This is a genomic window from Neisseria polysaccharea, assembly GCF_963392925.1.
In the GTDB taxonomy this organism is placed as follows: Bacteria; Pseudomonadota; Gammaproteobacteria; order Burkholderiales; family Neisseriaceae; genus Neisseria; species Neisseria polysaccharea.
In genome coordinates this window covers 55618-72062 of sequence record NZ_CAUJNZ010000007.1, presented here as the reverse complement: position 1 = coordinate 72062, position 16445 = coordinate 55618, and the positions used below count along the sequence as shown (strand labels likewise).

General features: G+C 53.7%; 19 protein-coding genes and 1 pseudogene. 9 read left to right on the top strand and 11 right to left on the bottom strand.

Annotation, left to right across the window (positions count from 1 at the left end):
* Positions 1 to 61 precede the first annotated feature (61 nt).
* Entirely contained in the window at positions 62 to 1036 is a 975-nt protein-coding gene (locus RDY34_RS05905) for a KpsF/GutQ family sugar-phosphate isomerase (protein WP_025456634.1), read from the bottom strand.
* 96 nt (positions 1037 to 1132) lie between these two features.
* Between RDY34_RS05905 and tal the strand changes: the two genes are divergently transcribed.
* The 5 genes and pseudogenes from tal to gluQRS all read left to right on the top strand — a co-directional run bounded on the left by tal (position 1133) and on the right by gluQRS (position 3970).
* Entirely contained in the window at positions 1133 to 2188 is a 1056-nt protein-coding gene (gene tal, locus RDY34_RS05900; RefSeq protein WP_308184488.1) for a transaldolase, read from the top strand.
* Positions 2189 to 2202: 14 nt separating this feature from the next.
* The gene (locus tag RDY34_RS05895; RefSeq protein WP_257391924.1) at positions 2203 to 2337 is read left to right on the top strand and encodes a hypothetical protein; all 135 of its coding nucleotides are present in this window, start codon (positions 2203 to 2205) and stop codon (positions 2335 to 2337) included.
* 97 nt (positions 2338 to 2434) lie between these two features.
* Positions 2435 to 2794, top strand: a complete 360-nt coding sequence (locus RDY34_RS05890; RefSeq protein WP_002221979.1) for an immunity 8 family protein — start codon at positions 2435 to 2437, stop codon at positions 2792 to 2794.
* 64 nt (positions 2795 to 2858) lie between these two features.
* Positions 2859 to 3066: pseudogene (locus RDY34_RS05885) on the top strand (hypothetical protein); the annotation flags it as partial.
* A 16-nt stretch (positions 3067 to 3082) separates the two neighbouring features.
* Positions 3083 to 3970 (top strand): tRNA glutamyl-Q(34) synthetase GluQRS, encoded by an 888-nt coding sequence (gene gluQRS, locus RDY34_RS05880; protein WP_308184487.1) that lies wholly within the window; start codon positions 3083 to 3085, stop codon positions 3968 to 3970.
* Positions 3971 to 4039: 69 nt separating this feature from the next.
* On the opposite strand, the gene dusA is transcribed toward gluQRS, so the two are convergent.
* From dusA to RDY34_RS05845, 7 genes are all read right to left on the bottom strand, one after another.
* Entirely contained in the window at positions 4040 to 5050 is a 1011-nt protein-coding gene (gene dusA / locus RDY34_RS05875) for a tRNA dihydrouridine(20/20a) synthase DusA (protein WP_308184486.1), read from the bottom strand.
* A gap of 30 nt (positions 5051 to 5080) precedes the next feature.
* The gene (gene dtd / locus RDY34_RS05870) at positions 5081 to 5572 is read right to left on the bottom strand and encodes a D-aminoacyl-tRNA deacylase (RefSeq protein WP_096109251.1); all 492 of its coding nucleotides are present in this window, start codon (positions 5570 to 5572) and stop codon (positions 5081 to 5083) included.
* Between the two features lie 75 nt (positions 5573 to 5647).
* Positions 5648 to 6406, bottom strand: a complete 759-nt coding sequence (locus tag RDY34_RS05865) for a peptidylprolyl isomerase (RefSeq protein ID WP_308184485.1) — start codon at positions 6404 to 6406, stop codon at positions 5648 to 5650.
* A gap of 69 nt (positions 6407 to 6475) precedes the next feature.
* Entirely contained in the window at positions 6476 to 7342 is an 867-nt protein-coding gene (locus RDY34_RS05860) for a peptidyl-prolyl cis-trans isomerase (protein WP_250314380.1), read from the bottom strand.
* A 48-nt stretch (positions 7343 to 7390) separates the two neighbouring features.
* Positions 7391 to 7669 carry a BolA family protein gene (locus RDY34_RS05855; protein ID WP_002212349.1) on the bottom strand — a complete coding sequence of 93 codons (279 nt, stop codon included), beginning with the start codon at positions 7667 to 7669 and terminating at the stop codon, positions 7391 to 7393.
* Positions 7669 to 7959, bottom strand: a complete 291-nt coding sequence (locus RDY34_RS05850) for a YciI family protein (protein WP_192879973.1) — start codon at positions 7957 to 7959, stop codon at positions 7669 to 7671. Before RDY34_RS05850 ends, RDY34_RS05855 begins: the two co-directional genes overlap by 1 nt.
* Before the next feature lie 2 nt (positions 7960 to 7961).
* Positions 7962 to 8492, bottom strand: a complete 531-nt coding sequence (locus RDY34_RS05845) for a septation protein A (RefSeq protein WP_118802056.1) — start codon at positions 8490 to 8492, stop codon at positions 7962 to 7964.
* A gap of 288 nt (positions 8493 to 8780) precedes the next feature.
* Here RDY34_RS05845 and tspA point away from each other — a divergent pair, with 288 nt between their 5' ends.
* Entirely contained in the window at positions 8781 to 11606 is a 2826-nt protein-coding gene (tspA, locus tag RDY34_RS05840; protein ID WP_308074603.1) for a FimV/HubP family polar landmark-like protein TspA, read from the top strand.
* Positions 11607 to 11778: 172 nt separating this feature from the next.
* On the opposite strand, the gene gloA is transcribed toward tspA, so the two are convergent.
* Genes gloA through RDY34_RS05825 form a run of 3 tightly spaced genes read right to left on the bottom strand, consistent with a single transcriptional unit; the run spans position 11779 to position 13713 of the window.
* Positions 11779 to 12195, bottom strand: a complete 417-nt coding sequence (gloA, locus tag RDY34_RS05835) for a lactoylglutathione lyase (RefSeq protein WP_002241072.1) — start codon at positions 12193 to 12195, stop codon at positions 11779 to 11781.
* A 23-nt stretch (positions 12196 to 12218) separates the two neighbouring features.
* Positions 12219 to 13388 (bottom strand): lipopolysaccharide assembly protein LapB, encoded by a 1170-nt coding sequence (lapB, locus tag RDY34_RS05830; RefSeq protein ID WP_308074613.1) that lies wholly within the window; start codon positions 13386 to 13388, stop codon positions 12219 to 12221.
* A gap of 10 nt (positions 13389 to 13398) precedes the next feature.
* On the bottom strand, positions 13399 to 13713 hold the full coding sequence (locus tag RDY34_RS05825; RefSeq protein ID WP_003682072.1) for a LapA family protein: 315 nt from the start codon (positions 13711 to 13713) through the stop codon (positions 13399 to 13401).
* 130 nt (positions 13714 to 13843) lie between these two features.
* On the opposite strand from RDY34_RS05825, the gene RDY34_RS05820 reads away from it, so the two are divergent.
* From RDY34_RS05820 to RDY34_RS05810, 3 genes are read left to right on the top strand one after another with little or no spacing between them, the layout of a single operon-like run.
* Positions 13844 to 14806: a phosphotransferase gene (locus RDY34_RS05820; protein ID WP_308074604.1), complete on the top strand. Its 963-nt coding sequence runs from the start codon at positions 13844 to 13846 to the stop codon at positions 14804 to 14806.
* Complete coding sequence (locus RDY34_RS05815; RefSeq protein ID WP_304677632.1) at positions 14806 to 15684, top strand: DMT family transporter; 879 nt, start codon at positions 14806 to 14808, stop codon at positions 15682 to 15684. The genes RDY34_RS05820 and RDY34_RS05815 overlap by 1 nt, the downstream gene beginning before the upstream one ends.
* Positions 15681 to 16373, top strand: coding sequence for an NTP transferase domain-containing protein (locus RDY34_RS05810; protein WP_308074605.1), 693 nt, complete (start codon positions 15681 to 15683; stop codon positions 16371 to 16373). Before RDY34_RS05815 ends, RDY34_RS05810 begins: the two co-directional genes overlap by 4 nt.
* Positions 16374 to 16445: the final 72 nt, after the last annotated feature.

Sequence of the window (16445 nt, the reverse complement as noted above, 5' to 3'; positions counted from 1 at the left end):
ATTTCCTTGTTTTCAGACGGCACATCTTACCACAAATGCCGTCTGAAACGGCTGCAACGCCTTATACAATCCGTGCCGCCAACAGGTCGTGCATATTCAGCGCACCTGTCAGCACGCCGTCTGCATCGGTAACCAGAAGCCCGTTCACATGGTTTGCCTGCATGACTTTCAGGGCTTCGGTGGCGAGGCGTTCGGCGGAGATGGTTTTGGGCTGCGTATGCATGACTTCGTCTATCGAAAGACCGGTAAAATTGTCGCATTCTTGAAACAGGCGGCGCAAATCGCCGTCGGTGAATACGCCTTTCAGACGGCATTGCCCGTCCGTTACCGCCAACATGCCCAAACCTTTCTCGCTCATGCTGACGATGGCTTCTTTCAAGGGCGTGCCGAGTCGGACGGCAGGTAGGCCGCCGCCTTTGTGCATAATGTCGGCAACGCGTAAAAGCAGGCGTTTGCCGAGGCTGCCGGCAGGATGGCTCAAGGCGAAATCGTCGGGCGTGAACGCGCGTGCGCGCAGCAGGACGACCGCCAACGCGTCGCCCAAAGCCATCACAGCGGTGGTGCTGCTGGTCGGGGCAAGCCCCAGCGGGCAGGCTTCTTGAGAAACCGATGCAGTGATGTGGATGTCGGCATAACGCGCCATCGTCGAACCGGGGCGGGCGGTGATGCAGACAAGCGTGATGTTTTTGCGTTTGAGCGCGGGGATGATGGCGGCGATTTCGTCGCTTTCGCCGGAATTGGAAATGGCGACGACTACGTCGTTGTCCACAATCATCCCCAAGTCGCCGTGCGCCGCTTCCGCAGGGTGGACGAAAAACGCGGGTGTGCCGGTTGAAGCCATGGTCGCCGCTATTTTGCGCCCGACGTGTCCCGACTTGCCCATGCCCGTGATGACGACCCTGCCCTTGCAGTGCAACAACGCGTCTGCCGCAAGGACGAAGTTTTTGTCCAATTCCGCTGCAATTTCGCGCAAGCCTTCCGCTTCGGCGTGCAACACTTCGCGTGCCCAGTCGAGATATTTTCCGTTTTCTGCCATTGCCATCCGCCTTTGCTGTAACAAAACTACCCAAAATTTCCGAATCGGGGTAGCATAAGCCTTCAAACCCCGCCCATCCATCCAAAGGAATCAGAAATGACTATTTTATCGGACGTTAAAGCATTAGGACAACAAATCTGGCTGGACAACCTTTCCCGTTCGCTCGTACAAAGCGGTGAATTGGCGCAAATGCTGAAACAAGGCGTGTGCGGCGTAACTTCCAATCCCGCCATCTTCCAAAAAGCCTTCGCCGGCGACGCGCTTTACGCCGATGAAATCGCCGCCCTCAAGCAGCAAAACCTCAGCCCCAAACAACGCTACGAAACTATGGCGGTTGCCGATGTGCGTGCCGCCTGCGACGTTTGCCTTGCCGAACACGAATCCACCGGCGGTAAAACCGGTTTCGTCAGCCTCGAAGTTTCTCCCGAACTTGCCAAAGACGCTCAAGGCACGGTAAAGGAAGCCCGCCGCCTCCATGCCGCCATCGCGCGTAAAAACGCCATGATTAAAATTCCTGCCACCGACGCAGGCATCGATGCGCTCGAAACCCTCGTTTCAGACGGCATCAGCGTGAACCTGACCCTGCTGTTCTCACGCGCCCAAACCCTCAAAGCCTACGCCGCCTACGCGCGCGGCATTGCCAAACGCTTGGCAGCCAGACAAAGCGTTGCCCATATCCACGTCGTCGCCAGCTTCTTCATCTCCCGTGTGGACGGCGCGCTGGACACAACACTGCCCGACCACCTCAAAGGCAAAATCGCCATCGCCCTTGCCAAAGCCGCCTATCAAGATTGGGAACAATATTTCACCGCCCCCGAATTTGCCGCACTGGAAGCCCAAGGCGCAAACCGCGTGCAGCTTTTATGGGCATCTACCGGCGTGAAAAACCCGGCCTATCCCGACACGCTCTACGTTGACAGCCTGATCGGCGCGCACACCGTCAACACCGTTCCCGATGCCACCCTCAAAGCCTTTATCGACCACGGCACAGCCAAAGCCACGCTGACCGAAGGCGCGGAAGAAGCACGGGCGCGGCTCGCCGAAATTGCCGCGCTCGGCATCGATGTCGAAACCTTGGCGGCGCGTTTGCAGGAAGATGGTTTGAAACAATTTGAAGAAGCGTTTGAAAAACTGCTCGCACCGTTGGTTTAAACTTTTCATCCCCGATGCCGTCTGAAAGGCTTTCAGACGGCATCGCCCGTTTGACCGGACACAGTGCGGCATATCAAGGATTCACCCTAAAAATATTAATCAACAAGAAGTTAATGCACGACATTACCCACCAACACAAAAGGAAATAGAATCATGGCAAAAGCACTCGAAATCATTTCACCCAATGAAATTTATTCAGATCTGATTTTTAAGGATCCGGTATCTCCCCATACTATTGAATATAAAATGATTAACCTAGAATTGAAAGCCATCAATCTTTACGATTGTGCCTTTGAAGATTTCGTTCCCGAAATCAAAGACAATTTTTGTGTGGGAATTGATTTAGACATAGGAACTGATGATAGTGATGCTGCAGATATATTTTCTGTTCGCATATGCTCTCCTAAATGGATTTTGCATAATTGTTTCCAAAATCAAAGGGTTAAATGGGGAGCGGGTATGATGATTATGAATGAATTTAATCATTCTGTTATTAAATCGGAAATTGAGAAAATTCTTAAAGAATGTTCAAAAGAAACTTGGGAAAAGTCATTGACTTATTTACTTCGTTTTTTTTCGTGGGAATTTGAAGATTATCAGTGCTAATTAAATCAAAAACAGCGAAACCAAAACTTTTTCGCTGTTTTATTTTTCCATAAACTTTTCAAAATATACAGAATTGACGAAACTGGTTAGTAGAAATGCAAGTAAGTGAGAGAATTGCAGATAGAGCCTTCGATTTTTTCTCGTCCGGCCTTATGGATGATTCGGCTACCGAAGAGCAATATAATGCCCTATATGATTTAACCTTGCTTGAAGAGCCCGGGATGGAACTGAATAAAGATGAGATAATGGCTTTGATTCATAGTCTTAAATAAAGGGGCTGTACCGGATATGTACACAGGACGTTTCGCCCCCAGCCCGACCGGGCTGCTCCACATCGGCTCGCTGCTGACCGCCGTCGCTTCCTATGCCGATGCACGCTCAAACGGCGGCAAATGGCTGGTCCGCATGGAAGACCTCGATCCGCCGCGCGAAATGCCGGGGGCGGCAAGCCATATCCTGCACACGCTTGAGGCATTCGGATTCGAGTGGGACGGAGAAGTCGCCTATCAGAGCCGCCGTTACGCCCTGTATGAAGAAACCCTATGCCGTCTGAAAACCGCCGGACTGGTCTATCCCTGCCATTGCAGCCGCAAAGACTGGCAGGCTGCGGCAGTCCACGGCGCAGACGGATTCGTCTATAACGGACGTTGCCGCAATCCGCAACAACGCCCTGCACTGCAAGGCAAACAGCCGGCGTGGCGCATCCGCGTCCCCGACCGCGACATCGGCTTTTCAGACGGCATCGTCGGCGGTTACGCCCAAAACCTCGCCCGCGACATCGGCGATTTCGTCCTGCTTCGTGCAGACGGTTACTGGGCATACCAGCTCGCCGTCGTTGCCGACGATGCCGAACAGGGCGTTACCCACATCGTCCGCGGGCAAGACCTGCTCGTTTCCACGCCGCGCCAAATCTATTTGCAGCAGTGTTTGGGCGTTCCGACACCGCAATATGCCCACCTGCCGCTGCTGACCAACGCGCAAGGGCAGAAATGGTCGAAGCAGACGCTCGCCCCCGCATTGGATTTAAACCGCCGCGAACAACTCCTCCGCCAAGTGTTCCGTTACCTCAAGCTGCCCGATGCGCCGGAAACCGACCGCCCTGCCGAACTGCTCGACTGGGCTGTGGCACACTGGGATATGGACAAAGTGCCGAAACACGCCGTTACCGCCCCCTGAACACCGCCCGACAAACGCACAAATGCCGTCTGAAGCCTTCAGACGGCATTTCACACATACAGCCCCGCCCTATTCGCGCGTATTTGCCCGTTCGACTTCTTTCCACGCTTCGAGAATCAGGCCGCCGTCGTTGCCTTTCAACAACGCCGCGTCGGAAAGCATACGCCGCCAAGTGCGGGCGTTTTTCAGACCGTGCATCAGCCCGAGGCTGTGACGGACGATGTGGCGCAGGATTGTGCCGCGTCCGGCTTGGATTTGGGCTTGACTGTATGTGTAGAGACGCTGCACCAAATCGGCGTATTCAATCGGGCTGCGGGTATCGCCGTAAAACAGCCTGTCCCATTCGCGCATCACCATCGGATTGTGGTACGCCTCGCGCCCGACCATTACGCCGTCAACGTGTTGCAGGTGTCCGGCGATTGCTTCGTTGGTGGTAATGCCGCCGTTGATGATGATTTCCAGCTCGGGAAACTCCTGCTTCAGGCGGTAAACATAATCGTATTTCAAGGGCGGAACGTCGCGGTTTTCTTTGGGGGAAAGACCGTCCAGCCAGGCGTTGCGGGCGTGGACGATAAAGGTTTTGCAGGCGGTTTTGTCGCGCAGCGTGCCGACGAAATCGGCAACGGTTTGATATTCGGTCTGCCTGTCCACGCCGATGCGGTGTTTGACGGTAACGGGGATGCCGACCGCGTCCTGCATGGCGTTAAGGCAGTCGGCAACCAACCCGACTTCGTTCATCAGGCACGCGCCGAACGCGCCTTTCTGCACGCGCGGACTGGGGCAGCCGCAGTTGAGGTTGACCTCGTTGTAACCGTATTCTTCGGCAGCTTTGGCGGCTTTCGCCAAATCGGACGGGTCGCTGCCGCCCAGTTGCAGGGCGACGGGCTGCTCGCCTTCGTTAAACATCAAAAAGCGGTCTTTGTCGCCGTAAACAATCGCGCCGGCGTTGACCATTTCGCTATACAGCCAAGTATTGCGGGTAATCTGGCGCGCCATATAACGGTAGTGCCTGTCCGTCCAGTCGAGCATCGGGGCGACGGAAAGGCGGCGCGGGGGAAGGGTGTGTGTATTGTCGTTCATTGTCGATATTTCATCATTGCGGATTCAATTTCAATCCGGAACAACCTTCATTTTTGGGGAAATCCGCGTCATGAAAGAGTCCAGCAATATGGTTACCGGCCCGTCGTTGCAGAGCGACACCTGCATATGCGTGCGGAAACGCCCTGTTTCGACATGAATTCCGTGTCCGCGCAACAGTTCCGCCGTTCGCAGGTAAAGCTGCTGCGCCTGTTCTGCAGGTGCGGCTTGGGAAAACGAAGGCCGCCGCCCGCTTGCCGCATCGGCATAAAGCGTAAACTGCGACACCAACAGCACCGCGCCGCCGACATCTTTCAAAGACAGGTTCAACTTGCCCGCTTCGTCTTCAAACACGCGTAAATGGGCGATTTTGTCGGCGATATAGCGTGCGTCTTTTTCTGTGTCGCTATGCGTTACACCGAGCAGCACGACGAATCCGCCGTCGATTTTGCCGCAGGTTTCCGTGCCGTTTTCAGACACGACATCTACCTTCGCGCCCGTCGTTTTCTGTATCACCGCACGCATAAGCCGTCCTCCTTGTCTAAAAGCGGATAATGCCGTCTGAAAAGGATTCAGACGGCATCGGTATCGGAAATGCCATTACGGTTTGACACCGTTTTCTTCCAAAAGAGCATCGATTTTCAAGCGGACTTTTTCTTGTTTCAAACCCTGCTCCAATTGGTTTCTGACCAACTCGAAAGGTTGCGCGTCGGGGTTTTTCCCGACCTCGCTGAGTTTGAACAGATAATAGCGTTCGCCCAATTTGACCGGATTGCGGGTAACGTCGCCCCGATTCATGTCGGCCAATCGGGAAGACAGCGGCTCAGGAAGCTGCTGCGCCATAATGAAATCATCGAACGCCTGTTCGTCGTTCGGATAACGCTTCATCAGCCCCTCAAAAGACAGCCCTTTGAGCAGGAGCTGCTGCGCCTGACGTGCCTCCCCTTCGGTTGCAAAGCTGACCTGCTGCAATTTGATCATACGGATTTGCTGTTCGTAAAACTTGTGCAGCTCGTCTTCGGAAACCGTTTCCGAACGCTCCAGAAAACGGACGTACTCCTCGGCATAAAAAGACGCTTCGGCGATTTTAAAGCGGTTTTGGACATCCTTATCTTTATCCAAACCTTCCTTCAACGCCCTGTTTTTCAAAACTTCCAAAGTTTGCAGCCGGCGGACGGCATCGTTTCGGACAGCCTGTCCGTCCGGTTTTTGGGTCTGCTCCGTATGTCGGTCTGCCTGCTGCATAATCTGCGCCACCAGCGTATCCACCAAAGCCGGGTCGATTTCGGGTGCTTTGGCTGCCGCAAAACCTGCCAATATTGCAGCAATAACTGCGGCAGCGGTTTTTTTCTGTTTCATGGTATTCCCTGTCCTGTGCGGCGGCAAAACGCTTGTCTGAACGTCTTGCCGCCGTATCCCGTTTTCAGATTATTTTGCAGGTTTGATGTCTGCCTTGCCCAACAGCGCGCCGACGGCACGGTCGATTTGTTCCGCCTGCAAATCGCCGGCAATCTGTCCTTTCATTTCGTCAAAAGAAGGCACTTTCACCTCGCGGCGGTCGTTGACATAATAAACGCCGTAGAAATCGCCGTTTTTCAGCGGCGTTGCCGTAAATTCGCCTTTTTTCAAGTCCTTAATTGCTTGATAAAGCGGCGGAACACCCTGTTCCAAATCTTTCAGCGGCACATATCCGTCCGGCGCGCCGGTCTGTTTGGTGCGGTCGTTGAGGGAATATTGTTTCAAAACGGCATCAAAACCTTTTTTCGCCTTCAGATCGGCAACGGCTTTTTTCGCATTTTCTTCCTTGTCGGTCAGGATTTCGCCTAACTGGACTTCCTGCGTACCTTTATAAAAACCGCTGATATTGTCGTAAACGGCTTTTACTTCCTGCTCGGAAACCGGTTGGGTTTTGGCGATATGCAGCGCGTATGCCCTGCCGTTCAATTCATATTCCACTGCTGACCAGACGGTTTTAAAAGACGGTTTTTTATCATCGCCCGACTTCTTCGCCTCGGCACGCAATTTGGCCAACGTGTCTTTAAACTCTGCCGACTGGTCGAGTTTCAGGCGTTTGACTTCCTGCGCGACCACGGTGTTGACCACTTCGTTTTCCAGCAGGGATTGGCGCAGTTGCGGCGTGTCTTCGGCACGGCTGTTTTCCGCACGGAATGCGGCAACCTGCGCATCGATGACGGAACTGTCGATTTTTTGACCGTTGACGGTTGCCAGTGTTTGGGCAAACAGGCTGCCTGAACAGGCAAGCAGTGCAACGGAAGTCAGGATTTTTGCTTTCATAATCTTCTCTCTTTAAATTTTAAATTGAAATGTTCGGGCAGACTTCATTCAGTCCGCCGTATGGAAATACTCGTCAGGGGCAGCCGCCCGGATGCCGAGCGCGTGGATGATGCCGTCTGAAAACAAATCTTTGAGCAGCGATTTGACCGTTTTCTGACGGTTCAGGCGGCTTACGCCTTCAAAACGGCCGCTGACGACCAAAACAGCATAATGTCCGCCGCCGGTATTGCCCGCGTGTCCTTTGTGCAGATGACTCTCATCGCCGATTTCCAACACCAGAGGATCGAGCGTCTGCAGGCGTTCGCGGATCAAATCGACGGCCGGCATTATTTGAACACCGCTTTAAACGGTTTAATCAGCACTTCGCTATACACGCCGGCGTGAACATAGGGATCGTCTTCCGCCCAAGCCTGCGCCGCATCCAAAGACTCGAACTGCGCCACAATCAAACTACCCGAAACGCGGTTCGGATCCTCCGGCAAAGGATTCGGACCTGCGGTCAGCAACCGCCCTTCCGATTTCAGCACCTCCAAGCGTTTGAGGTGTTCGGGACGTGCCGCCATACGCGCTTCATGCACATTCTCCCCGTCTGTTGCCAGCAACATAAAATATTCCACAGTCAATCCTCCTTTTTCAGATAGGTACTCAGATAAATACCCTGAATAATAAAGAAAACAAGCATCAGCGCAGTCGAACCGAACATCTTATAGTTAACCCATTGCGCTTCAAACCTAGTAAACACAAACCAGTTGGCAATACCCATAAAAATCAGAAAACCGACCCACATATAAGTCAATTTCGCCCATACGGCATCCGGAAGCTGAATCTCCCTGCCGATACTCGCCTTTAAACCGTTTTTACCCGCAAGGTGGCTGCCCAGCAGGAATAAGGCCCCGCACCAGAACAATACTGTCGGCTTCCACATGATGAAGCGGCTGTCGCCCAAAACAATGGTTGCGCCGCCGAATACGACAATCAGCACCAGTCCGACCCACTGCATCGTATCCAGCTTTTTATATTTCCAATACAGAAAAGTCGCCTGAACCACACCGGCAACCAAGGCAACCGCCGTTGCGGTAATCATGTTTTTGGTAACGGTATAAGTGGCGAAAAACAGGATGACGGATAAAAGGTCGCTGACAAATTTCATATCCAAATGAGAAAGCAAATCAAATAAACGCTAATCATACAGGCAGAACCCTATTTTTGCACCTGCAAAGCCAACAAATTTTGTTTTGATTAATGAAAATATGCACAGATGTTTTTGAAAAAAGATGGAGATATGTCATAATTTGTAAAATTGGCTTTAAAATACAGCTTCGGCTGGGACCTCTGCCTATCCGCACCCTATCGTCCGTATTGCCGATGCCTGATGACGAAATTTACAGACTGTACGCGGTCAAACCGTATTCAGCCGCCAACCCACAGGGGATACATCTTGAAAAACAACAGACAAATCAAACTGATTGCCGCCTCCGTCGCACTTGCCGCATCCTTTCAAGCACATGCGGGACTGGGCGGGCTGAATATCCAGTCCAACCTTGACGAACCCTTTTCCGGCAGCATTACCGTAACCGGCGAAGAAGCCAAAGCCCTGCTAGGCGGCGGCAGCGTTACCGTTTCCGAAAAAGGCCTGACCGCCAAAGTCCACAAGTTGGGCGACAAAGCCGTCATTGCCGTTTCTTCCGCGCAGGCAGTCCGCGATCCCGTCCTGGTGTTCCGCATCGGTGCAGGCGCGCAGGTACGCGAATACACCGCCATCCTCGATCCTGTCGGCTACTCGCCCAAAACCAAATCTGCACTTTCAGACGGCAAGACACACCGCAAAACCGCTCCGACAGCAGAGTCCCAAGAAAATCAAAACGCCAAAGCCCTCCGCAAAACCGATAAAAAAGACAGCGCGAACGCAGCCGTCAAACCGGCGCATAACGGCAAAACCCATACCGTCCGCAAAGGCGAAACGCTCAAACAGATTGCCGCCGCCATCCGTCCGAAACACCTGACGCTCGAACAGGTTGCCGATGCGCTACTGAAGGCAAACCCAAATGTTTCCGCACACGGCAGACTGCGTGCGGGCAGCGTGCTTCACATTCCGAATCTGAACAGAATCAAAGCGGCAGCACCCAAAAAAATCAAAGCGGAACAACCCAAACCGCAAACGGCGAAACCCAAAGCCGAAACCGTATCCATGCCATCTGAACCGTCCAAACAGGCAACGGTAGAGAAACCGATAGAGAAACCTGTCGAAAAACCGGTTGAAAAACCTGAAGCAAAAGTTGCCGCGCTCGAAGCAAAAGCGGAAAAACCGGCCGTTCGACCCGAACCCAAACCCGCAGTGTCAGAAACTCCGGCTTCGGCGACAGAACACCAACCCGAACCTGTACCCGCTGCAAATACTGCCGCATCGGAAACTGCTGCCGAATCCGCCCCTCAAGAAGCCGCCGCTTCTGCCATCGACACGCCGACCGACGAAATCGGCAACGCCGTTTCCGAACCTATTGCGGAAACAGCCAGTGAAGTTGCCGCCGAACCCGTTGCCGAACCTGTCGAACAGGTTCCTGCCGAAGAAGAAACCGAAAGCGGACTGTTTGACGGTCTGTTCGACGGTTCGTACACCTTGCTGCTTGCCGGCGGAGGCGCGGCATTGATTGCCCTGCTGCTGCTTTTGCGCCTTGCCCAATCCAAACGCGCGCGCCGTACCGAAGAATCCGTCCCTGAAGAAGAGCTTGACCTTGACGACGCGGCAGACGACGGCATAGAAATCACCTTTGCCGAAGTCGAAACTCCGGCAACGCCCGAACCCGCTCCGAAAAACGATGTAAACGACACACTTGCCTTAGGTGGGGAATCTGAAGAAGAGTTATCGGCAAAACAAACGTTCGATGTCGAAACCGATACGCCTTCCAACCGCATCGACTTGGATTTCGACAGCCTGGCAGCCGCGCAAAACGGCATTTTGTCCGGCGCACTTACGCAGGATGAAGAAACCCAAAAACGCGCGGATGCCGATTGGAACAAAATCGAATCCACAGACAGCGTGTACGAGCCCGAGACCTTCAACCCGTACAACCCTGTCAAAATCGTCATCGACACGCCCAAACCGGAATCTGTCGCCCAAACTGCCGAAAACAAACCGGAAACCGTCGATACCGATTTCTACAACAACCTGTTCTCAAACAACCATATCGGCACAGAAGAAACAGCTTCCGCAAAACCTGCCGCACCCTCCGGACTGGCAGGCTTCCTGAAGGCTTCCTCGCCCGAAACCATCTTGGAAAAAACAGTTGCCGAAGTCCAAACACCGGAAGAGTTGCACGATTTCCTGAAAGTGTACGAAACCGATGCCGTCGCGGAAACTGCGCCTGAAACGCCCGATTTCAACGCCACCGCAGACGATTTGTCCGCACTGCTGCAACCTGCTGAAGCACCGGCTGTTGAGGAAAATGTAACGGAAACCGTTGCCGAAACGCCCGATTTCAACGCCACCGCAGACGATTTGTCCGCATTACTTCAACCTACCGAAGCACCAGTCGTTGAGGAAAAAGCGGCGGAAACCGTTGCCGAAACGTCCGACTTCCATACCGTTGCAGACGATTTGTCCGCATTGCTTCAGCCTGCTGAAGCACCGGCTGTTGAGGAAAATGTAACGGAAACCGTTGCCGATGATTTGTCCGCGCTGCTGCAACCGTTTGAAACGCCTGACGTTGGGGAAACCGCAGCAGAAACCGTTGCCGAAATAGCTGATTTCAACGCCACCGCAGACGATTTGTCCGCGCTGCTGCAACCTTTTGAAACACCTGCCGTTGAGAAATTTGAAGCACCGGCTGTTGAGGAAAAAGCAGAGGAAACCGTTGATAAAACGCCCGACTTCCACACCGTTGCTGACGATTTGTCCGCACTGCTGCAACCTGCTGAAGCACCGGCCGTTGAGGAAAATGCAGCGGAAATCACTTTGGAAACGCCTGATTCCAACACCTCTGAGGCAGACGCTTTGCCCGACTTCCTGAAAGACGGCGAGAAGGAAACGGTAGATTGGAGCATCTCCCTCTCGGAAGAAAATATCCCAAATAATGCAGATACCGGTTTCACTTCGGAATCTGTGGGTTCTGACGCACCGTCCGAAGCGAAATACGACCTTGCCAAAATGTATCTCGAAATCGGCGACCGCGATGCCGCTGCCGAGACAGTGCAGGAATTGCTGGAAGAAGCGGAAGGCGACGTACTCAAACGTGCCCAAGCATTGGCGCAGGAATTGGGTATTTGATTCCCAACTGCCCTTTCGCAAATCAAGGATGCCGTTTCAGACGGCATCTTTTTTTGCCTTATCGGTGTAACGGATAAAGTTTGAACCGGCACAGGCTCAAACAGCAGGCCGCCGGCAACAAAATGCCGTCTGAACCCCCTAAAGGCTTCAGACGGCATTGGCGGCGGCGGTATCAGGCAGTTTGATAGGCAACCGAATCGTCGCCGCTTTTCTTTTGAATGAACTCGATTTTGTATCCGTCGGGGTCTTCGACGAAGGCTATCACAGTTGTGCCGTGTTTCATCGGACCGGCTTCGCGGACGACGTTTCCGCCCTGCCGCTTCACACGTTCGCAGGCTTCGTAGGCATCGTCCACTTCAATCGCGATGTGTCCGTAGGCGTTGCCCAAGTCGTATCGTTCCGTATCCCAGTTGTGCGTCAGTTCCAAAACCGTGCTGTCGGTTTCGTCGCCGTAACCGACGAAGGCAAGGGTAAATCTGCCTTCAGGATAGTCTTTTCGGCGGAGCAATTTCATGCCCAAAACGTTTTGGTAGAAATCGAGGGATTTTTCGAGATTGCCCACGCGGAGCATAGTATGGAGTAAGCGCATTTTTGTGTTCCTCTCAGTAGTGGTTAAACCTCGATTTTGTTTGGCGTAAACGTCTGCCATTTATTGCAGGCAGGACAGTGCCAGAAAAAGACTTGTGATTTGAAGTGGCAGTTTCGGCACCGGTACATCACGCTTCGCTGTAGCTGCCGTCCGATAACCGAACGCATCATATCGGCATCGGCTTTCCAAGTCGGATCCATATCGCTGATTCTTAAACCGAGCAGGCGGTAAACACCGTTCAAGTCCGGTTTGCGCCGAACAAGCTCGATAGCAGTTTGTGCAGCCTCTTTCTCCCCCCTGAGCAATAAGGATTTCTCGTACACGACGTTAATCAAATCAAGTTCCGGGAAGGTCTGCATATACCCTATCAGGCGATTTAATCCTTCTTCAGGCTTTCCTTGCTCCGCATAAGCGTCATAAAGTTTCTCTCCGACCATGCTCAAATAGGCATGATTTTGCTGCTCGATGGCGGCATACGCTTCAACCGATGCAGGAAAATTGCCCTGCCTGTATTCAATGTCGCCTAAAATCATATTGGCACGGGTACATCTTTTGTTGGCCTCAAGGGCTTTACCGACATTAAAACGTGCAACATCAAAATTGGACTTAAACAATGAAGCCTGTGCAAGTTCGCAATAAAACTGTGCGATTTCAAACTGATATGTCTGTTCGTCGTGACTGAGAAGTTGGGCGGTTTCAATCGCTTTTTCCCAATCCCTGTCCTGCTGGTAGATATTGAGCAGGTGCTGTCTGGCTTCACGCGCCATTTCACCGTCTTGCAGACTGAGGAAAATCTGTTCGGCACGGTCAACCAACCCCGCACTTTGATAGTTTTGCGCCAATTCAAACAATACGCGCGCACGCTTGGCTCCGGTTGTATCGGGAGAGTCAAGCAATGTTTGGTGCATATTGATGGCTTTGTCGTTTTCGCCACGCTGACGGTAAAGCTTGCCTAGGGTGAGGTTCAGGTCGTATGACTGAGGCTGCTGATCGATGACCTCTGCCAATTCCCTGGCGGCACGTCCACTGTTGCGGTCAACCAAGGCATCCAGACTTTTATAAAATCCCGACGGTATGCTTTTTGCCTGCTTTAATACAGTCTTCATATCCACGCGGGCGGCAAACCAGCCCATCGCGAAGAAAACGGGCAAAAGGATAATCGGCAGCAGGATAATCCACAATTCATTGTCCATATCGGCTTTCTCAAGGCTGTTTGGCAGATTCGGCAGCATTTTGTGCCGGCGGTGCAGTCAATTCCTGTCCGCTCAAGCGCGCACTTTTCTTCACTTCGGCACGCAGGCGGCTGTTTTCGCCGCGCAAGGACAGCAGCCGCCCGAACAGGGCAAACATTCCGCACACGATGCCGACGACAAACGCGCCGAACAAGACGACAATCAGCGGCAAATCGACACTCTGCCCCGGCAGGTAGGAAAAGGTAACGGCATCCGTATTAATGACGGCAAGCAGCAGGAAGAACAGCAGGATGATGATTTTGACGACGGTATAAATAAGTTTCATATGCGTTCCGCAGGTAAGACAGACGGGCGGCGCGCCCAAACGGTGCGGCAGCCGGATTGTGCAAGTTTAAACGATTTGGACGTTTCCGGATAGGGAAGCCGCTGACACGGGCAGTCCGCAATGCTAAAATATGCAAAGACAAACTCCTCGCGCCGATACCAAAATGCCAAGCAACCAATCAATCAATCAATCAATCGACAAAATTGTAGGCTTTGCCCGAACCTGCCGCAAGCCTGACGAAGTATTTGATTTTCTCACGCGCCACGCCGTCCCCTTCTCCCCCATCGGGGGGATGACCAACCAAAATATCCTGCTGGATCTGCCCGGCGGGAAATTCGTCCTGCGCCTGCCTCATTCTGCCCGCGCCGCCTTAATCGACCGGGGGCACGAGGCGTTCAACAATGATGTGGCGTACCGCGCCGGTTTGAATGTGGAAACGCCTGTTTTGGATGTGCAAAGCGGTGTGAAGCTGACGCGTTATCTGGAAAACTCCGCGCCCTTAAATCAAACGCAACTGCAAGACGAACGCTGCCTGCGCCTGGTTGCGGGCAACCTGCGCCGGCTGCACGGCGGAAACTTTGCCTTCCGCAACACATTCAATGCCTTTGACGCATTCCGCCGGTATTTTTCCTTATTGCAGGACAAGGATTTGTTCCTGAAGGCGGACGCGCGTATAGACAGGCTTGCGGATGCTTTTTGGCGGCTGGAAGGCGTATGCCGGAAACTGCCCCTGCGCCCGTGCCACAATGATTTGGTACCGGAAAATATGCTGTTGCAGGGGGAGGGGCTGTTTTTTATCGATTGGGAGTATTCGGGTATGAACGACCCCTTGTTCGACCTTGCCGCCGTTATCGAGGAGGGGCGGATGCCGTCTGAAGCGGCAGACTGCCTGCTGGAAGCCTATTTTGCCGGCGGGGCTTCAGACGGCATTTCGGCGCGGGACGCGGCGGCGCGCCTGAACATCCACCGGTTCTGCCAAAACGTGCTGTGGTTTTTGTGGACGAAGGTTAAAGAGGAACAGGGCGAAGATTTCGGCGGTTATGCGGCACGGCGGCTGGCGGCGGCGTTTGAACTGTCGGAGGTGCTGCCGTGATGCGCGGCTATCTGTTCGGAGCGGCTTCGGCGGTATTTTGGGCGGCTTCCGGCCTGTTGTTTGACCGTTTGCCGTTTGCGCGCGGCGCGGCATTCGGACAGATGGTTTTTTTGCTGTTTTTGATTGATTTGTGTTCTTTGTCGGCAGTGTGGGCGGGCTTGGGGAGCGGCGGGCGGCCGGGGTTTCGCGGCGTTTTTTGGCGGCCCGTGTTGTCGGGGCTGCTCGGCGGGCCGGTCGGTATGTCGGCATACCTTTTGGGCATCCATTACCTGACGGTATATTACGCCGCGCCTTTATCGTCCCTGTTCCCCGTATTGGCGGCGGCTTTGTCGGCTTGGTTTTTAAAGGAACGCACAGGGACGGCGGCGCGTGCCGGTTTCGCGCTGGCGGTACTCTCTTCGGCGGGCTTGGCTGCGGATGCGGGCGGACGGGGCGGACTGAACGCCTTGGGGTTGGTTTGTATCGCGGTGTGCGTTTCGGGCTGGTCGCTCGAGGTTGTTTTGTCTGCCCGGACGATGCGTACGCTCTCCGGCCTTCAGGTTTATTGTTTGCGCCTGTGCGGATCGGTATGCGGCTACCTGCTGATCCTTGTCTGCCTGTCTGCCCGGGGGTTTTCTTTAAACCCCTCCGATTTGTACGACGTGCGCATCATCGGCATCATTGCCTTCGGCGCGTTGTCTTATGCCTGTTATTATCAGGCGATTTATCTGTTGAAACCCCTCAAGGCGATGGCTTTGAACATCACTTACCCTGTTTGGGCTATGGTTTTGGGGTTTTTCGTTTACCGCCACCCGGTTCCGCCGTCCGCCATAATGTGGGCGGTTTTGTTGGGAACCGGCGCGGCATTGAGCCTGTGCGGGCGGAAAGGTGAAATATGAATGCCATTATTTTGGCGGCGGGGCTGGGCAGCCGCTTTAAAGAAATGACGCAAACCGTCCACAAAGCCCTTTTGGACATCTGCGGCACACCCAACCTCGAAAGGACGCTGTCCTTCCTGCGCGAAGCCGGCATAAGCAATATCGCCGTCGTGACTGGCCATTTGCACCGGCAATTCGATTATCTTCAAGAAAAATACGGCTGTATTTTGATTCACAACGAAAAATATCGGGAATACAACAGCATCTATTCCTTTTCGCTGGCGCGTGATTTTTTCAACGGCTGCTACGTCATCGATGCCGACGTGGTGCTCGGACGCAATATTTTTTTAAACCGTCCGCGGCACAGCACCTATTTCACCGTCGTCCGCGCCCGCACGCACAACGAATGGCTGCCCGTTTCAGACGACATCGGACGGGTCGTCCGCATCGACATCGGTTCCCAATCCCGCCCCAGCCTGTCGGGCGTGTCTTACTGGACGGCGGAAGACTGCCGCACCGTCTTAAACCTGCTCGGGGCATACGCCGGCGCGGAACGCTTGGAAAACCCCAAACTCTATTGGGACAACATCCCGATGGAACACCTCGGCAAACTGGACATCCGCACCGAGCTGCTCGGCAGCGGCGACATATTTGAAATGGATGACCAAGAAGACTACCGCGCCATCTTGCGGCAGCTCGCCCCCCCTTAAAGAGCGGCAATGCCCCGACGCGCAAGGCGGTGCATAAAACGCGCCCCTGCCGTATTGCCCGACGGGTTTGCC